The sequence below is a fragment of the Novosphingobium humi genome (genome assembly GCF_028607105.1).
GTDB lineage: Bacteria > Pseudomonadota > Alphaproteobacteria > Sphingomonadales > Sphingomonadaceae > Novosphingobium > Novosphingobium humi.
Map to the genome: position 1 here is coordinate 253,334 of NZ_CP117418.1, position 18,591 is coordinate 271,924.

General features: G+C 62.9%; 8 protein-coding genes. 3 read left to right on the plus strand and 5 right to left on the minus strand.

What is annotated here, in order from left to right; translation table 11 throughout:
• Nucleotides 1–11: 11 nt before the first annotated feature.
• Genes PQ457_RS17235 through PQ457_RS17245 form a run of 3 tightly spaced genes read right to left on the minus strand, consistent with a single transcriptional unit; the run spans nt 12 to nt 2,995 of the window.
• A complete protein-coding gene (locus PQ457_RS17235) occupies nt 12–398 on the minus strand; it encodes a carboxymuconolactone decarboxylase family protein (protein WP_273620081.1) in 387 nt (128 codons plus the stop codon).
• Nucleotides 395–1,576 carry an MFS transporter gene (locus PQ457_RS17240; protein WP_273620082.1) on the minus strand — a complete coding sequence of 394 codons (1,182 nt, stop codon included), beginning with the start codon at nt 1,574–1,576 and terminating at the stop codon, nt 395–397. Before PQ457_RS17240 ends, PQ457_RS17235 begins: the two co-directional genes overlap by 4 nt.
• 54 nt (nt 1,577–1,630) lie before the next feature.
• On the minus strand, nt 1,631–2,995 hold the full coding sequence (locus PQ457_RS17245; RefSeq protein WP_273620083.1) for an aminotransferase: 1,365 nt from the start codon (nt 2,993–2,995) through the stop codon (nt 1,631–1,633).
• Nucleotides 2,996–3,256: 261 nt separating this feature from the next.
• Here PQ457_RS17245 and PQ457_RS17250 point away from each other — a divergent pair, with 261 nt between their 5' ends.
• Nucleotides 3,257–4,201, plus strand: coding sequence for a LysR family transcriptional regulator (locus tag PQ457_RS17250; RefSeq protein ID WP_273620084.1), 945 nt, complete (start codon nt 3,257–3,259; stop codon nt 4,199–4,201).
• An 89-nt stretch (nt 4,202–4,290) separates the two neighbouring features.
• Here the strand turns inward: PQ457_RS17250 and PQ457_RS17255 are convergent, their stop codons facing one another.
• On the minus strand, nt 4,291–5,472 hold the full coding sequence (locus tag PQ457_RS17255) for an acyl-CoA dehydrogenase family protein (RefSeq protein ID WP_273620085.1): 1,182 nt from the start codon (nt 5,470–5,472) through the stop codon (nt 4,291–4,293).
• Between the two features lie 376 nt (nt 5,473–5,848).
• On the opposite strand from PQ457_RS17255, the gene PQ457_RS17260 reads away from it, so the two are divergent.
• Nucleotides 5,849–8,104: a TonB-dependent receptor gene (locus PQ457_RS17260; protein WP_273620086.1), complete on the plus strand. Its 2,256-nt coding sequence runs from the start codon at nt 5,849–5,851 to the stop codon at nt 8,102–8,104.
• An 81-nt stretch (nt 8,105–8,185) separates the two neighbouring features.
• Nucleotides 8,186–8,773: an NAD(P)H-dependent oxidoreductase gene (locus PQ457_RS17265; protein WP_273620087.1), complete on the plus strand. Its 588-nt coding sequence runs from the start codon at nt 8,186–8,188 to the stop codon at nt 8,771–8,773.
• Between the two features lie 195 nt (nt 8,774–8,968).
• Here PQ457_RS17265 and PQ457_RS17270 read toward each other — a convergent pair whose 3' ends face one another.
• Nucleotides 8,969–18,265 carry an autotransporter-associated beta strand repeat-containing protein gene (locus PQ457_RS17270; protein ID WP_273620088.1) on the minus strand — a complete coding sequence of 3,099 codons (9,297 nt, stop codon included), beginning with the start codon at nt 18,263–18,265 and terminating at the stop codon, nt 8,969–8,971.
• Between the last annotated feature and the right edge of the window lie 326 nt (nt 18,266–18,591).

The window sequence follows — 18,591 nt, forward strand, 5'->3', positions numbered from 1 at the left end:
GCCTTTTCGCATCATTCGGGCGCAGCGTCCATTTCCGCAAACACCTCTTTGGCCATATGAAAAGAGGCGATCCCGGCAGGCACCCCGGCATAGACCGCCACCTGTAACAGAACCTCGCGGATTTCCTCTCGCGTGAGGCCATTGTTGAGCGCGGCGCGAATATGCAGGCGAAACTCCTGCGGCCGGTTGAGGCAGGCGATCATGGCAATGTTGATCAGGCTGCGGTCGCGCCGCGCCAATCCGGGGCGCGACCACACCTCGCCCCAGCAATAGGCGGTGGACAGCTCCTGCATCGGGCGCATGAAATCATCCGCCGAGGCCATGGCCGCATCGACATAATCGGCGCCCAGCACATCGCGTCGAATGGCAAGACCGCGATCAAAAGGCGTGTCGTTCATGCCTTTGACCCTCGGCCAAGCATCTGCTCCGCCGCCACGCAGCCGATGCCCATCAGCATCGTGACCGAGGCCAGCGTGATCGCCACGCCAAACGAACCGCCCGCCACCGTGGGGGCGGCAACCGCAGGGCCAAGCCCCATGCCAAAGGTCTGCACCGCGCCCATCGCGCAAACCACGCGGCCCCGGCTGTCGGCATCGGCGCAAAGGCCCGAAAGCAGAGGCTGGGCAAAATTCCACCCGCCCCAGATCAGGAAATTGCCCAGTTCAAACGCGGAGGCCCCGACATGGCCATTGAGCAGCTCAAACCCGGCAATCGCGATCACGCCGCCGATCAGGATCGGCCCCACGCGGCCCCAGCCTTGCGGCAAAGCCGCCGCCGCCAAGGCCCCCAGAATGCCGCCCACCATGCCCAGCGACAGGCCATTGGCCACAGTCTGGGCGCCAAGGCCGGAGGCATGGCCAATTCGCTCGGCATAGGACCAGACCGCGCTGATTGCGAAAAACACAAAGAGCACGGCGGTCAGGCCGAACAAGGTCTTGCGCCAGTCCACCCGGCCGGAAAGATCGAAATGGGCTTCGTCGCTTTGCCCATCGGGAAAGGCGACAATGCCCAGCGCGGTCACGGCGGTCAGCGCCACACTGGCCATGAAAATGGCGGAAGGGGCATAGCGCGCCTGAAGCGCGGGCAGGGCAAAGAGCAGGACCGCCGCGGCAATGCCGCTGACCACCAGATACCACGCAAAGGCACGGTCAGGATTGCGCGCCCGGCCAAGCGCGGCAAAGGAAAAGCCGATGGCCATGCCTTCGCCCAGCCCGGTGATCGCGCGCGCCCCGGCCATGGCGACATAGGAATGGGAAAGGCCCGTTGCCATATCCCCCCCCGCGATCAGCAGCAGCGCCAGCACCATGGCCAGACGCCATGACAGCCGCGTCAGCAACAGCGTGCTGATCGCGATGGCGACGGCCATGGCGTTCAGATTCCACGAGGCGATATAGCCCAGATGTTCGTCATCCACGCCCGATTGCGCCGCAATCAGGCCCAGAATGCCCGGCGTGGCATAGACAAAGAGCGCGCCCACAAAACCTATGACAATGGCGCTGATCAGCCCCGCCGTGCTGAGCCTTTCGGCATGATGGCCCAGACGGGCCTGTCCTTCGATGGTGGAAACATGATCCATGGCAAGGCCCAGTCTGGATGGAGAAAAATCAGCGCCAGTGTGAATTGGCCGTGATCAGGCAGGCAATACGTCGTTCACGGCAGCGGCGAACTTGTCCACCAGTTCGTCCACTTCGGCCCGGTTGATGACCAGCGGCGGGGCAAACACCAGCGTATCGCCCAAAGCGCGAGTGATCAGACCGCGCGCGGCGGCGGCTTTCAGCACCTGCCGCCCGGTGCGGTCGGCCATGGGCAGGGTTTCCTTGGTGGCGCGGTCCTTGACCAGTTCGATGCCCACCATCAGCCCCTTGCCGCGAATGTCGCCCACGGCGCGGTGATCACCGATGGCGGCGCGCATTTGGGCAAACAGATAGTCGCTCTGCTGCTGCACGTTGGCGAGGATGTTTTCCTCGTCGATCAGGCGGAGCGAAGCGAGAGCAGCGGCCGCGCCGACTGGGTGCGCCGAATAGGTAAAGCCATGGCCGAACAGCCCGGCAGCCGCCGCATTGCTCTCGATCACATCCCATACCTTGGGCGAAATGAAGCAGGCCGACATGGGGAAATAGCCGCTCGTCACGCCCTTGGCCGAGGTGATGAGGTCGGGCTCGACGTTGTACATCTGCGCGCCCCAATAGGTGCCGAGGCGGCCATAGCCGGACACCACTTCATCCATGACCAGCAGAATGTCGTGGCGGCGCAGGATCGGCACGATTTCCTCGAAATAGCCTTCGGGCGGCGGGATCAGGCCGCCCGCGCCCATCACCGCTTCGGCAAAGAAGGCGCCGATCGTGTCCGCGCCCTCGCGCTCGATCAACTCTTCCAGTTCCTTGGCCAAATGGCGGGAAAATTCACGCTCGCTCATGCCTTCGGGGGCCTTGCGATAGTAATAGGGCGCGCTGGTGTGCACAATCGGCCCCATCGGCAGCAGGAAGGGCGAATGCATGCCGGGCAGGCCGGTCATGCTGGCCGTCAGCACCGCCGAGCCGTGATAGGAATTCCAGCGGCAGATCAGCTTCTTCTTTTCCGGCTTGCCGCGCAATTGGTTGTAATACCAGATCAGCTTGGCCTGGGTTTCATTGCCATCGCTACCCGAAGCGCCGAAGAACACGCGCGACATCGGGACGGGTGCGCGCTTGAGCAGTTCCTCGGCGCATTCGACGGCGACGTCGATCGACATGCCGTTGAACGCATGGAAGAAGGAAAGGCGGCGGCTTTGCGCATCCATCGCCGCCGAAATTTCCTCGCGGCCATAGCCCAGATTGACGCACCACAGGCCCGCCATGCCGTCCAGATATTCCTGACCATGGATGTCGGTGATGCGCACGCCCTTGCCCGTGGCCATGATCGTGGGGCCATCGGCCATCAGATCGGTGATGGCGGTAAAGGGATGGAACAGGCTTTGCTGGTCGATGGTTCCGGCGCGCTGAATATCCAGAGTCATGTCATGTCCTATTGGCTGGGAAGGGCAAGCCGCAAGGTTGCCCGTGGTTTTCTCCCCCTTCGATCCGGCGCGGGTGAAGGGATTATTATCTGCAACAGTCATAGTAAATAGCCGAGGTTTGTTGTCAAGGGTAAACATTGGTGATGAGCGCCTTGCCATTGTTTACCTGTGGCGGGGTCTGGGGCCGAAACAAGCGCTTTGTTTCCTGCGTGATATGCGGCATCAGCTTGACTCGAAGGCAGAAGAGGGGAATCTGGAACGATGGACGACAAGCTTGAAATCAATAACGTCATCGCCATGATGTCTTTTGCCGAAGTGGTGAGCACCGGCAGTTTCTCGGCTGCGGCAACCTCGCTGGGCTATTCCAAGGCCGCCGTCAGCCGCCAGATCTCGCGGCTTGAGGCCAGCGTGGGGATGAAGCTGCTGGAGCGCAACACGCGTACCGTGACGCTGACCCCGGTGGGGCGCGAAATGTATGCCCGCTGCGCCCGCATCGTGGACGAGGTGAACGAAGCCAACCGTGTGATGAACGGGATGCAGCAAAAGCCGCGCGGCGATCTCAAGGTCAATGCGCCGGTGGTTTCCTCGCTGTTTGATCTGACCAAGATCATCCCGCGGTTCCTGCAGGCCTATTCCGATATTCGCCTGTTCATCAACCTCTCGGACAGCCGGGCCGACCTGCTCAAGGGCCGATTCGATGTCTCGTTCTGGATTGGCGAACCCTATGATGCCAATCTCGATTCGGTGATGCTGCGCGAATATCCGATGGTGCTGGTGGCCTCGCCCGCCTATCTCGACCGCGTGGGGCGGCCCAAGGCGGCCTCCGATCTCAAGGAGCATGTCTGCATTTCGGAAACCCACCTCTCGCAATTGGGCGAGTGGCGGCTGTCCAAGGATGTGACGGTGGCCATCGGGCGCGGGCCTCTCACCTCAAACTCGGTGCGCATGGCGCGCGAGGCCTCGCTTCAGGATCTGGGCGTCAGCTATATGCCGCGCTTTCTGGTGGCCGATGACATCGATGCGGGCAGGCTGGAGGTGCTGCTGCCCGATCTGGTGACCGAAACGATCCCGCTCCACCTGCTCTTTCCCAAGGGAAGCTACATGCTCTCCAAGGTCCGCGCCTTTGTCGATTTCGTGGCCTCGGAAGTGCGCGAAGGCCCCGCCGCCAGTGTGGGCGGCGGCATCGCCCTGACCCAGGCCTATTGAGCGCAAAAAAGGGGCGCCACATCTGCGGCGGCGCCCCGTCAGGGTGGATCATTGGCCGGGCGCTGCTGTTCACGCCCGGCAAGCCCGGTTCAAAGATCGAGGCAATCGTTGGGAAAGCCGAAGGACATCGCCCCCAGATTGCGGAAATAGGGGACCGGATTGTTGGCCACATGCGCGCGGGCGGTGTGGATGTCTAGAAATGCGTTCTGGACCACATTGCCGCGATAGATGGCCTTGCCGCCGCTGTAGAGCATGATCTTGTCGATGGCCGTCACGCAGCGGCTGACAGTCGAGGTGGTGGAAGCCCCCAGTTCGGCGCGGCGCTCGAGCGGCCAGTCATTGCGCTCGGCCCGATCGACCATCTCGGCCAGATCACGGTTGAGCCGCATGTCCAGATCATCCAGCGTCAGTTTTACCTCGGCGATGGTTTCCTGAATGGCGCTGTCGCCCGCGATGCGCTGGCCGGTATAGGTGGTGCGCTTTTCACGCGTGGCCTCGATAAAGGTGTCGAGCGCGCGTTGCAGGGTGCTTAAGGAAGTCGTTGAAACGGTGCGGTTGAACACCTGCGCGAAGGGGATGCGATAGAGCGCGCTCTTGTTGACGGCATGGCCGGGGCATTCCATGCGGAACATGTCAAATTCGCGGATCACGCGATGTTCGGGCACAAAGGCGCCCTCGACAAGAATGTCGTTGCTGCCCGTGCCTTGCAGGCCCATCACGTCCCAGTTCTTCAGGATCTGATAATCGGCGCGGGGAATGAGGAAATTATAGGGCTCAACCCCCGGCGTACCATCCTCGCGCGTCACATTGGCGCCCAGAATGACCCAGTCGCAATGGTGCGAGCCGCTGGAAAAGGCCCAGCGACCGCTCAGGCGATAGCCGCCCTCGACGCGCTCCACCTTGCCCACGGGCATATAGGAAGAGCTGATCCGCACCGAATTGTCGGCGCCCCACACATCCTGGGCCGCGCGGTCATCAAACAGCGCCATTTGCCAGTTATGCACCGCCACCACGCCATAGACCCAGGCGCTGGCCATACAGCCCAGCGCAAGCTGGCGGGCGATGTCGACATAGACCTTGGGGGAAAGTTCATAGCCGCCATAGGCCTTGGGCTGGAGCACCTTGTAAAAGCCGGCGTCCACAAATTCCTGAATGGTCTGATCGCTGACCTGACCGTTGCGGCGCGTCTCGGCTTCTCGTTCGCGCAGGACCGGAATCATGTCGGCGGCGCGCTGCACCAGATCCTGCGCCAAGGTGGACGATGCGCCCATGGAACTCTCCTCTTTCGATAGGCTGGCGGACATTTCTGACTCCTCTCGAATCACTGTCGCTCGTTGTGGTGTTATAAGGTTGCCATAATGCAATCAAATACGTCAATAGGCGCATACTGTTGCTGGTACGCAACTCTATAAAATCGGAAAAAATACAATTTAGACAGATATATATGGCAATTTATGTCGGAAAATTGTGGCTCGACCGGCAAGGGATAGAGCGAAAGTGCGGCGGTAAATTTTTTTGGTTGCATTGACGAAACAATGGTCAATATTAGGCGCAAATCGTTGCTCTCGGACAAACGGGGGGACAGACTCGCAGGTGAAACTCCGCTGCATGCGATGCGGCGGGTTCTGTGTTGATGAAAGGGAGACCATGACTAACCACCGCCAAAGCCTCAAACGGGATCTTATCCTCGGTTCCGCCATGGCCATCCTGTTTGCCACATCCGCGCAGGCGGCCGACAATGCCGCCGCGGCCCCCGCGACCGATACGGGCGCAGCGCCCATGGCCGGAGAAATCGTGGTGACCGCGCAGAAGCGCCAGCAAAGCCTGCGTGACGTGCCGCTCTCCATTGCCGCGCTGGGCGCCGATGACATGAAGGCGGTGGGCCATCAGGACGCCACCGGGCTTGTCACCCGCCTGCCCAGTTTTCAGGTGCAGCAGTTCAGCCCCAGTTCGGTGATCTTCAACATCCGCGGCGTGTCGCAAAATGACTTTGCCGACAGTCAGGAAGCCCCGATCGCCTTTTACAATGACGAAGTGTACGGCGCGGCGCTCTCGGCCATCAGCGGCCAGAATTTCGACCTTGAACGCATCGAGGTGCTGCGCGGCCCGCAAGGCACGCTGTTTGGCCGCAACGCCACGGGCGGCCTTGTGCAATATATCACCGCCAAGCCGACCAAAAAGCTGGAGGCCGCCGCCTCGCTCACCCTTGGCGATTATGGCGAAGTGGGGGTTGATGCCTTCATCAGCGGCCCGCTCTCCGATCGTGTCCGCGCCCGCCTGGCCGTGACAAGCGACGATTACGGCGGCTATATCCAGAACCTTTCCGGCCCCAATGTGGGCAGCCGCCATTTCTTCGGCGCGCGCGCCCAGATCGAAGGCGATGTCGGGGCCAGCGGCCTGCTGCGCGTCAAGGTGCAATATCTCCAGAACCGCAGCGAGACCAGCGCGCCCTACACCTGGCTGGCCGCGCAGCCCAATGCCGATGGCCTTGGCGTGCCCAATCCGGGGCAGCCGGACAATCTGGGCTATATCAACACCAATCCTTCGCCCTTTGTGCAGTCTTTCAACAATGTGCCGCGTTTCCGCCGCACGTTCTGGAGCGTCACGGCGCGTTACGAGCAGCCGCTGGGTGACAACATCCAGTTCGTGTCGATCACCGACTATCAGCACGTCACCAAACATTACGGCGAAGACACCGACATGACGCCGCAAAGCGTCTTTGACTATTATCAGGATCAGACCCAGTGGCAGGCCTCGCAGGAATTCCGCCTGTCGGGCAAGACTGATCGCCTGAACTGGGTGGCGGGTATTTATGGTCTGGTGATTGACGCCGATGCGCGCGCGACGATCGACGGTCAGATTCCGGGCTTTCTCGTCGGCCGCATGCAGGCAGGCGGACCACAGAAAACGCTCAGCTTTGCACCCTTTGGCCAGTTTGACTACAAGGTCACCGACAAGCTGACCCTGACCCTGGGCGGACGTTACAGTTGGGACCGCAAGAAGGACGACTATTTCCACTCTGTGGTGGGCGATTACGGCTATACCACCGGGGTAGTCACGCTCAACGGCGTGGATGACCGTTTCAATCCGGCCAACAATCCGCTGGCCGTGCAATATTACCGCAATTGGTCGGGCAAGGTCGGGCTGGAATACCGCCCGATGAAGGACATGCTGTTTTATGCAGGCATCAACCGGGGCACAAAAAGCGGCGGTTTCGATATTCCCAATTTCCTTATTCAGGATGCAAACGGGAATTATCTGAACAACACGATCCCCTATCGGCAGGAAGTTTTGACCAATTACGAGGGCGGTTTCAAGATATCGGCACTGAACCGCAAGCTGGATGTCAATGCCTCGGTTTTTCATTATAAATACAGCAACTATCAGGCCTTTATCATTCAGGGTCTGACAGCGGTCATCACCAATCTCCCGGCGCAGATCACGGGCGCGGAAATGGAGGTGGCGGTTCGCCCGATTTCTGGCATGCGGCTGGGCGCCTTTGCCACCTATCTTGACACCAAGATCAACAATGTCGCTCTGCCATCGGGCCGGGTGACGGATCGCGTCATGCCGCAGGCGCCCACCTGGAGCGCGGGATGGAATGCCAGCTATTCTTTTGCGCTGGGCAAGGGCGACGTGAACCTGAGCACGGATTGGCGCTATGACGGCGATTTCTATTTCTCGACCTTCAACGCGCCTATCGATCTGGAAAAGTCGCATGTGATGGGCAATGCCCGCATCGGCTATACCTTGGGCCACTGGTCGATCACGGCCTTTGTCAACAATGTCACCAACAAGCGTTTCCGGGTCTATGATCTGGATAACAGCCTTTCTCTGGGTTCGGCGCAGGCCACCTTTGCCCGTCCGCGCTGGATGGGCGTCACCTTCGGCTGGAAAATGTGAACCTGTTCCGCGCTTTTTGCAGTCTCTCGAGGCGGCGAAGGGCGCGGACATACTTCCCCCTGAAATCACACAGGATTGAGAATGGGCAAGAAGGTCGTGATACTCGCTGGAGGAGGAGGGGCCTCAAAAACCAGCCTGTTGGTGGCTTGGATCGCCGCGCAGATGGCTGGATCGGATATTGACGCCGATCTGGTTCGGCTGGCCGATGTCGATTGCGCGGCGCTGGCAAGGTTTGACCTTGCCGACGCCGGGGTTGAAAGGCTGTTGCGATTGGTGGAGGAAGCCCATGGCGTGGTGGTGGCCACGCCGATCTACAAGGCGTCTTTTGCCGGGGTGGTCAAACTGGCGCTCGACATTCTCCCGCAATTCGGTCTGGCGGGCAAGGCGGTGCTGCCGGTGGCCACAGCAGGCAGCCTTGCACATGCGCTGGCGCTGGATTATTCGCTGCGCCCGGTGTTGCAGTCGATGGCCGCGCGCCACATCGTGCAATCCACCGTGGTGACCGAGGCGGACTGGATCTGCAGCGAGACCGGGCCCTCGCTTGTCGACAAAACGCAGGACATGTTGTTGCGGGCCGTTGAGCATTTCACCTTCGCGCTCGACAGCCGGATGGAAGTGGCCCAACTGGGGGCGCCGCGTGTGCTGATCGAACAGTCAAGAGTGGCATAGCGCGATTTTGCCGGGTTCGGCCGCGCAGGTCCGGACGACGCCTCCGATCACGCGCGACGTTGGAAAGCGGACGAATCGGAACACGCAGAGATGCTCCTCCGTCACGCGCGTTGATCCATGTCCAGACGGTCGACGAAAAAGGGGCCGGCTCGAAAGCCGACCCCTTGCCCGTTTCGAAATGGATCAGGCCCGCGATCAGAAGGCGATGCGCGCCCCGCCGCCAAAGCGGAACAGGCCGTTGTTGCCCAGACCGCCATCGGCGTTGATCTGCACGCCGGGGGCGATCGTGAAGCGCAGGCCCGCGCTGGCCTGAACCCGGTCGGCGGCCAGACCGCTGTCCTTGATCGAGAACGAGATGGGGTCGGCCACCTGCGTTGCACCGATCATCGTCTGGCCATTGCCGAAGGCATGAGTGTAGGCCAGATCGACATAGCCGCCCACAACCTTGGAGAAGCCATAGTCGAACCTGGCGCGCAGACGGCCCAGTTGCTGGTTACGGCTCATCGCACCGACGGCGAACAGGTCGAGCGGGCTGACCGTGAGGCCGCTTTCCGTAAACGCCTTGGTCTTTTGCGTCATGCCCATATACTCCGCGCTCAGGTCGAGCGTGAGCGGACCATAGGCCTTGAGATATTCAAGCCCGCCGCCAAAGGTTGTGGTGCTGGCGCCATTGGCCGTATAGTCGGCCGCGCCGGTCAGCGTGACGCGCTTGCCATGGGCCGAATAGGTGCCATAGGCAAAGCGACCGAACAGGCGCAGCGCCTGATCGCGGGTCAACGGAGCCGAGAAGCCTGCCGCAAACTGATCCCCCGGCATCGAACCCGTCATATAGTCGTTCGAATAGGTGCCGTTGGTGTGGCTGTAGGTCACATTGAGCTGGGCAAACTTGAGATCGCCCGAGAAGCCGATGTTATAGGCCATGCCGCGATGCTTGTTCCAGCTGTCGCCCGCAACCTTGATGCCATCCATGCCGCTGCGCTCGATCGAGCCGGTGGCGCGGATATGGCCGGGGTTCAGCTTCTGATAACCGCCGACCTCGGCAAGACCATCGAGCGAGGCAAGCTGCATCTGGTCGAGGATCGCGCCATAGCCCTGCGGCGACCAGCGCTGGAAAACACCGGCGGTGCTTGCCCCGCCTGCGGCCAGAGCCGAGGTCAGCGCGCCCAGCAGATTGCCGCCGTAATATTGCGGCGTGCCGCCGGCCGAATTGACCAGCATCGTGCCCAGGATCGCCTTCTGGTTGTCGCTCGTGGCCACCGCGGCCGTGAAGCTGGCCGGGGTATAGCTGCCCAGACCATAGACCGTGCCGTTCGAGAGGTTGAGCGCCACAGGCTGGCTGTAGTTGGAGGTGACGACCGAGCCGAAGAAGCCCGAGGTCTTGCCCGGCGCGACCTTGAAGATCTGGATGCCCGAGCCCAGCGGGATGACATAATTGTTCGCGGGCAGCGACTTGGTGAGATTGAGCACCGACGAACCCGACAGCGACAGTGCGCCGGTGACGATGATCTGGTCATACCCGCCGGTTGCGCCGGCCCCGGCATTGCCGTCAATCTGCATGATGGCGCTGGAATTGTTGCCAAAGTTCAGATTGCCGAAGGTGAGCACGCCCGGCGAGTTGCCCGGCGCGATCGTGCCCGCAGTGGCGCCGCCGACAAAGGTGTTGCCGGTGATCGAGCCATTGCCGGTAACCGAGCCGCTGTTGATGACATAGGTGTCGGCGGAAGTCACCAGACCCGAGGTCGCCCCGTTCTGGCCCAGATCGATGCCATTGCCCAAATGCAGCAGCGAGCCCGCGACATTGACGGCGTTGGCCGCGATCGCACCCGACAGGTTCACCGTCGAATTGGCCAGCGTCACGCTCGGGGCCACAATGCTGCCGGTCTGGGTGACGTTGAGCGTGGTGCCGGTGCCGGTGCTGAACGTGCCAGAGGTCGAACTGCTCTGGCCGCTCAGGTTGAACGTGCCGTTCGACACCGCCACATTGCCCGTGCCCTGCACCGTGCCGCTGAACGAACCGCCATTGGCCAGATTGAGCAGGTTGGTGCCGATGTTCAGCACGCCGCTGCCGGTCAGGTTGTGGATCGTCTGGTTGGCCTGCAGGGTCAGCGTACCGGGCGTGTCGATCTGCACATTGAGCGCATGGTCGAGCAGATCAGCCGTGGCCACCGTCACGCCGCCAAAGTGGATCGAGAGCGCGCTGGGGGCAAAGCTGTCAACCCCGCCGTTGAGCGTGAGAACACCCGTACCATACTTCTCCACCGTGCCCGTTCCGTTGATAACGCCCGAATAGGTGCCGTTGGCGGTCTGGTTGATGTTGAAGGTGCTGGTGCCGTTCAGCGTGATCGTGCCGCCCGCGCCCGAGAGCGTGCCGGTGGTCAGCATGGCATTGTTGCTGGTGATCAGGCTGCCCGCGTTCTGGGTATAGGCATTGGCCACATAGAGGTCGGCGTTGGCGGCAACCGCGCCGCTGTTGGTCAGGCTGTCGAACTGATAGGTGTTGCCCGCATTCAGCGTCAGCGTGCCGCTGTTGGCGACATTGTGGTCAACCAGCAGCGAAGACGAGGCGGTGAAAGTGCCCGCATTGTTCAGGCTGCCCAGTTCCGAGAGCGTTCCGGCATCAAGGTTGACCGTGCCGCCCGCGCTGTTGGTGGCCGCCCCGGAAACCAACAGGACAGAGTTGACATTGAGCGTGCCCGCATTGGCAAGGCTGCCAAAGCTGCTGCCCCCCGTCGTGCCCAGCGTGGCCGTTGCCGCGGCCGCATTGGTGAAGAGCCCGGCCACCTGAAGCACGCCCTGCGAGGTCAGCATGCCGCTGTTGGTGAGCGCGCCGCCGATCGTCCCGGTGCTGCCCTGCGCAAAGGTCAGGGTGCCGCCATTCGACACATCGCCGCTTGCGCTCAGCGCGCTGTTGATGCCGACCGTGCCGCCCGCATTGTTGGTCATCGATGCCAGCGAAAGCGCCGCATTGACGGTCGTGGTGCCGCTGTTGTTGATCGAACGGATCGTGTCGGCCGTACCGGCGATCAATGTGCCCGCCGCGCCCACGGTCACGTCCAGCGTATCGGCAAACGTGCCGCCCGGCGTGGTGTCGATGGTGCCGCCATTGATGGTCAGCGGCCCGGTGAAGGTGCTGGCCCCGCTGAGCAGCAGCGTGCCGTTGCCGGTCTTGGTCAGCGCCCCGCCGCCGGTGAAAATGCCCTGATAGAGCGAATTGCCCGCCTGGTTGACGTTGAGCGTGGCATTGGCATCCAGATTGATCTCGCCGCTGGTCGCGCCCAGCAGATAGGGGGTGTTGATCGTGCGCGTGGCTGCGCCATTGCCGTCTGCCAGCACATTGAGGCGACCATCGACCTGCGTATAGGAACTGGTGGTCAGATCCGCCGACAGGTTCGTCACGCCGCCCACATTGGTAAAGAGCGAAGTGATCGACTGATCGGTCAGCAGATTGAGCACGGGGGCCGCGCCCTGCTGCTGGGGGTTGACGTAAAGCGTCATGTTGCTGCTCAGCGCATTGGCGCTGGCCACATTGAGCGTGCCATCGGCCACTTCAAGCAGCGAGGCCATCACGCTGCCCGCGCCGCCGTTCAGCGTCAGGGCTGCCGTGCCATACTTGAAAATGCTGGCACTCGATGCATTGCCGCTGAGCGAGCCGATCACCCCATAATAGGTGCCGTCGGTGGTCTGGTTGATGGCCCAGCCCGTGCTGTCGCCCAGCAACACCGAACCGCCCGCGCCCGAAAAGCTGCCGGTGTTCATCACCAGATGATCGGCCAGCGAGAGCGTTCCGGCATCCTGCACATAGGCGCCCGAAACGGACAGGTTGTCGGAAGCGTTGATCGCGCCCGAATTGTTCAGGCTGCCGAATGTGGGCGCCGAGCCGAGATGCAGGTTAAGCGTGCCGGTGGCGCTGTTGGTGGCATTGCCGGTCACGGTCAGCGGCGTGTAGGCGTCGATCAGCCCATTGTTGAGCATCGCGCCGAACTGGCTGGTGCCGTTGTTGGCATAGATGCCCGACCCCAGCGTGGCGGTGCCGGTGGTGTCATTGGTGAACAGGCCCGCTACCGTCAGCGTGCCGCGCGAACGCAGGTCGCCGGTGTTGACGAGGTTGCCCTGAAGGTTTTCAAACGAGCCGGTGCTGAAGCGCGTCGTGCCCGCATTGCTGACATCGCCCGATGCGTTGAGCGTGCCGTAAACCTGCGTATAGCCGGTCGCGGTCGTGTTCAGCGTGGTCAGATTGATCGCGGCATCGACATAGGTGGTGCCGCTGTTGGTGACCGAATGGATGGTGTCATTCGCGCCCAGATAGAGGCCCGCATTGGCCGCGACCGTGGCATCAAGCGTGTCGGTAAAGGTGCCGCCCGCCGACGTGTCGATCCAGCCCGCATTGACCGTGAGCGGCCCCGCAAAGGTGCTGGCCCCGGCCAGGTTGAGCACGCCAGAGCCGGTCTTGGTAAGCGCGCCGGCGCCCGAGAAGATGCCCGAATAGAGCGAGTTGCCCGACTGGTTGATGACCAGCGTGTTGGCCACGCCCTGAAGGCCGCCCAGATTGACATTGCCGGTCGAGGCGCCGCCAAATCCTGCCGTGTTGATCGTGCGCGTGGCCGCCGCTTCCACCGCCGGATCGCCCGAAACCGAGCCGATCACATTAAACAGGCCGTTGTTTTCAATCGTGCTGCTGGTGGTCAGATCAGCGACAAGGTTGGTCGTGCCATTGTTGAGCAGGCCCATGATCGACTGGTCGCCCAGCAGAGTGAGCGTCCCCGCCGCATCGGTGCGCACCGGCAGAGCGCCGCCCAGAATGCCCGCGTTCTGGACGGTCATGCCGCCCTCATGGACAATGAGCTGGCCCGGCGTAAAGCTGTTCGCAGCGCCCGCCAGAGTCAGCGTGGCCGCGCCCTGCTTGTAAACGCCGCCGGTGCCGGTCACCACGCCCGCATAGGTGCCGTCGGCCGACTGGTTGATGGTGAAGACATTGCCCGTGCCGTTGAGCGTGACGGTGCCGCCCGCGCCCGAGAAGCTGCCCGTGGTGAGCGTCTTTCCGCCGGCAACGGTCAGCGTGCCCGCGTTCTGGGTATAAGCGCCCGACACGTTGAGCGAGTCATCGGCATTGACCGTACCTGTGTTGGTCAGGCTGCCGAACTGGCCCTGTGACCCGGCGCTGAGGTTCAGCAGGCCGTCGTTGGTCACGGCATTGGTCACGGTCAGGGGAGAGGAGGCGGTCAGCGTGCCGCTGTTGCTGAGGCTGTCAAGCAGTGTCCAGCCCGCGGAACCCAGCGTGGCGTTTGCGCCCAGCGCATTGGTGAACAGGCCCGAAACGGTCAGTTGCCCGGCCGAGGTCAGCGTGCCCGTGTTGTTCAGCGCGCCGCCGACCGAGCCGGTCGAGCCCGATGCAAAACCCAGCGTGCCCGCGTTCGACACATCGCCCGTGCTGGCCAGCGAGCCGTTGACCGTGGCATTGCCCGTGGCATCGTTGGTCAGCGTGGCAAGGTTGAGCCCCGCATTCACCGTGGTGTTGCCGCTGTTGCTCAGCGAATGGATCGTGTCATTCGTGCCGACCAAATAGGTGCCCGCCGCGCCCACCGTCACGTCCAGCGTGTCGGCAAAGGTGCCGCCTGCGGTGGTGTCGATCGTGCCGCCGTTGATGGCCAGCGGGCCGGTGAAGGTATTTGCCCCCGCCAGATTGAGCAGGCCTGCGCCGGTCTTGGTCAGCCCGCCGGTCCCTGAAAAAATGCCGCTGTAGGTCGAAGTTCCCGACTGGTTGATGACCAGCGTGTTGGCCGCATTGTATAGGCCGCCCAGATTGACATTGCCGGTCGAGGCGCCGCCGAAACCGGCGGTGTTGATGGTGCGCGTGGCGGCCGTCTCGCTCAGCATGTCGCCCGACAGCGTGCCAACGACATTGAGCAGACCGTCATTGGTCACCGCGCCAGAGGTGGTCAGATCGCCCGAAAGATCCCAGATGCCACCCGCATTGTTGGCGGCGCTTGCCGCCGAAACATTGGCCAGTTGCCACAGCGAGCCGGTCGACTGGTTGGTCACATTGCCCGATACCGTGGTCGAACCCAGCAACGACAGCATGCCCGCATTGGTGATCGAGTTGGCCGACAGCGTGTTGCCGAAGGTGGTGGCGCCCGCGTTGGTGATGGCCGTGGCCGTGGTGGCGCCCGCAGCCACCAGCATGGCGCTCGCCGCCACATTGACCGTGGTCAGCGCTTCGGCGCCGCCCAGCACCAGGCTGCCTGCGTTGACCTGTACCGAACCGCCCGAAACAGCGTTCATCAACCGCCCGCTGGTCGTGCCGTTGGTGGTCGAAACCTGGCCGCCATTGACGGTGATGCCGTCCAGACTGTTCTGGCTGGAAAGCAGCAGCGAGCCGGTGTAGCCGTTATAGGCGTCATTCACCGTCAGCGTGCCGCCCGAGATCGCCCCCTGCATCACCGCGTCAAAGCTGGTGGAGCCGTTGGTGGCCGCGCCGCTGTTGTGGAGCACCGCGATCTTGCCGTCCAGACCGCTCAGGTTGATCGCATTGAGGAAATTGACCGAACCGGTGGCATCCGCCGCATCCGAGCCGAACACCAGCGTGCTGCCCGCAGTGACAAAGCCGCCCGAATTCCAGGTGAGCGCGGGGCCGACGCCGCCGTTGATCGAGCCCAGATTGACGGTCAACCCGCCCGAAGTGGCCGCAAAGCCGCCGCTGCCTGCCCAAGAAACGTTGTTGGGCTGGCTGCCCACCGCGCGGCTGAAGGTGCCGCCCGAGAGCAGCACACCGGCCGAGCTGGTCGACAGACCCGCGCCTATCGTGCCCGAACCGTCAAACAGGATGTGGCTCATGGCATGGATGCCGGTGCCGTCCTGCGCCTCCAGCGTGGCGCCCGAAATCTCGGTCGTGCCCGAATAGGTGTTGGTGCCAAGGAACTGCACCGTGCCGCCGCCCACGATCTTGAGCGACGCGCCGCTGCCCGCCGCGATCGAGGCGGTGCCGATGCTCGAGGCGCTGTCGTCCGCGATGGAATCGTAGAAGGTGATCGTGTTGCCCGTGCCCGGCTGAATGGTCACATTGCTGCCGGTCATCATGAACATGTCGGCGCCCGCTGCTTGCCCTGCCGCGCCGCCATTGTTGCTCGACCCGGCGATGGCCGCGTTGTTCTGGAAGATGCCGTTGCCTTGCAGCACCAGCGTGCCGCCGCTGCGCACAAAGATCGCGCCGCCAAAGCCCGAGCCGCCGCCGCCGCCCGATGTGCCCGTGGAGCCCACGCCGCCGCCGAAACCGGCCGCGCCGCCCGTGCCGTCCGCGCCGGCGATGCTCTGGCCGCCCGAGCCGCCCGCGCCGCCAAGGCCGCCCGAGCCGCCGCCCGCGCCAAAGCCGCCCGCGCCGCCCGCGCCGCCCGCACCGCCCGCGCCACCATCGGTCTGGGAGAGCGCGCCCGCGCCGCCTGAGCCGCCCTGACCGCCCGCGCCGCCGCCGTAGAAGGTCGAACCGGTGCCGCCATTGCCGCCCTGGCCGCCCGCGCCGCCATGCGCCACCGTGCCGTTGGCCAGCGCGATGTTCCATGTGACCAGCGCGAGAATGTCATTGGCCAGCGTCACGCCGTCAACCGCCGCGCGGGCCACCTTGATCGCCGATTCGGCGAAATTGGGGGTGAACTGGGCCAGAGCCGCCGCCGCTTCGGCAATGTCAAAACCAAGCGTGAAGCCATCATTGACCACCGCCAGCGTCTGCTGGGCGTTGAAGGGGACGCCCGCGCTGCCGCTGCCGCCCACGCCGCCGGTGCCGCCGGGCGCATTGGTGCCGTTTGCGGCATTGTGCCCGTTATTGCCCGGCGAACCTTCGCCATCGACAAAGATCGCGGAAAAGGCGCTGCCGTCCGCGCCGCCGCTGCCATTGCCGCCCACGGTGCCGATATAGGCCAGATTGTTCATCGAGCCGCCGGTGTTGAGATTGCCCGCCGCAGCGTCGATGCGGTAGGAAACAGTGTTGTTGGCGGTGTTGATCCCGGTGATCACGGCATTGGCGGGCACATTGCTGCCCACCAGCAGATGGCCGACCACGAGGCCGGTGGTGGTGCCCACCGTCACGGTGCCGGTGCTGCCGCCGGTCTGGTTGATCGCCAGCACCGGGTTGAAGGTCATGATTTCCTTGCTGGCATTGATCGCCGATACGCCGTTCGAGGCGATGACATTGCTCAGCGTGATCTGGTTGGTGGTGGTGTTGATCGCGGTGATCACCGTCCCGTTGGGGATGCCGGTGCCCGTAACCGCTTCACCCACGGCAAGGCCGGTGAGCGAATTGACCTGAACCACGGCCGCGCCGCCCGTGTTCGAGATCAGCGGGCTGAAGGTTCCCTTGAAGGAATAGACCTGACTCAGATCGACCTGATTGGAAAGGGTGATAACGCCGGTATTGGCATCAACCGCGGTCACGACCGTATTGGCCGGAACGCCGTTGCCGGTGATGACCATCCCCACCTTGAAACCGGTCATGCCCGCGATCGGCGTGATTGTGTTGGACAGGGTGCTGGTGGTGGTGGTGGCAAAGCGTGCCACGTTCACTTCGGTCACGGAGACGGCGGTGACGGTGACATTGGCAACGGCGTGGTCCAGCGTGAAGGCAGTGATGACCGGGCTGCTGGGATCGGTCGAGTCATAGGTGATCGAGGCGACGGTGGCGGTGGTGCCGTCCGACAGGAAAACGGTCTGGCCCCGCTGGAGCATCGAGACATTGACCGGGCTGCCCAAGGTCACCGTGGTGCTGGCCAGAGTTACCGTACCGGTGACCAGATCCGAGGTGGGCAGCGCGATGGCATCGGCAAAGCTGATGAGGTTGAGCGAATTGCCGTTCGCATCAACGCCCACATTGGTGATGCTGGAAATCGTCGAGCCGACGGTCCCGGCCACGCTGACGCCGTTGTTCTGTCCGGCAACGGCCACGCCCGCGCCCTGGGTGATCAACTGGTTGTCGCCGGTGGCAACCACGCCGGTCAGGTAATACTGGCCGTTGTTGTAGCTGATCAGGTTGGTCGAGCCATTGGAAAGCGAGGGGCGATAGATCTGGGCCGCGCTGGCATCGGCCGTGACGCCCGTGACGGTGAAGGCGATGGGGGCAACCGACGATGTGGCGATACCGCCACCCTGACCGCCCGTCACGGTGTTATTGGCAAAGCTTACGTTGTTGAGCGTGAGCGTGGCGCCATTGTCCACGAAGAACACGCCGCCAAGGCCCGCGCCGCCGCCCGAACCGTTGCCGCCCGCAGTGGCATAGTTGGTGAAGACCGTCTGGCTGCTGTTCGAGCCCACCGAAACGTTCGAACCGACTACTTTAGTGGGGTTGGCCGCCTGAAGCGAGGTGTCGCCCGAAACGACAAAGCCCGTGCCGCCGCTGCCATTGGTGACATTGACCGGGGCGCTCTGGGCCAAGGCCGTGGCCGGAAGCGAAGCCATGGCACCAAGAGCCAGAATCGAGCTTGAGAGCAACCATCCACGACGCTGTTTCATTACTGTCCACCTGTTCACGAGAAAAACGAAACGAACGGGACACGACAAGCCAGTCGCGCCGACGCATGCCGGCACGCCCCAAGGAAACCTTGCAGCCAGATCCGCAGGCTTTTCAGGCAAGCCATGACCCGCACGTAAACGCGCGGTCAGGTTCTCCCGACAGCCTCAATCACTGTATGGAAATGTCGCCCACTGTCCCCAATTAAACATCTATGCCCGTCTGCAGCGCGCTGCAGACAATCCCCATCCGGTTCGCACCCAGACAATCGACAAACCTATATTCTGCGAAAGCGTGAAATTTGGTAAAGTTTGACCTAAGGTGGTTC

Coding starts and splice junctions, on each gene's coding strand:
- PQ457_RS17235 (WP_273620081.1), bottom strand. CDS start 398: ATGAACGACACGCCTTTTGATCGCGGTCTTGCCATTCGACGCGATGTG.
- PQ457_RS17240 (WP_273620082.1), bottom strand. CDS start 1,576: ATGGATCATGTTTCCACCATCGAAGGACAGGCCCGTCTGGGCCATCAT.
- PQ457_RS17245 (WP_273620083.1), bottom strand. CDS start 2,995: ATGACTCTGGATATTCAGCGCGCCGGAACCATCGACCAGCAAAGCCTG.
- PQ457_RS17250 (WP_273620084.1), top strand. CDS start 3,257: ATGGACGACAAGCTTGAAATCAATAACGTCATCGCCATGATGTCTTTT.
- PQ457_RS17255 (WP_273620085.1), bottom strand. CDS start 5,472: ATGGGCGCATCGTCCACCTTGGCGCAGGATCTGGTGCAGCGCGCCGCC.
- PQ457_RS17260 (WP_273620086.1), top strand. CDS start 5,849: ATGACTAACCACCGCCAAAGCCTCAAACGGGATCTTATCCTCGGTTCC.
- PQ457_RS17265 (WP_273620087.1), top strand. CDS start 8,186: ATGGGCAAGAAGGTCGTGATACTCGCTGGAGGAGGAGGGGCCTCAAAA.
- PQ457_RS17270 (WP_273620088.1), bottom strand. CDS start 18,265: ATGAAACAGCGTCGTGGATGGTTGCTCTCAAGCTCGATTCTGGCTCTT.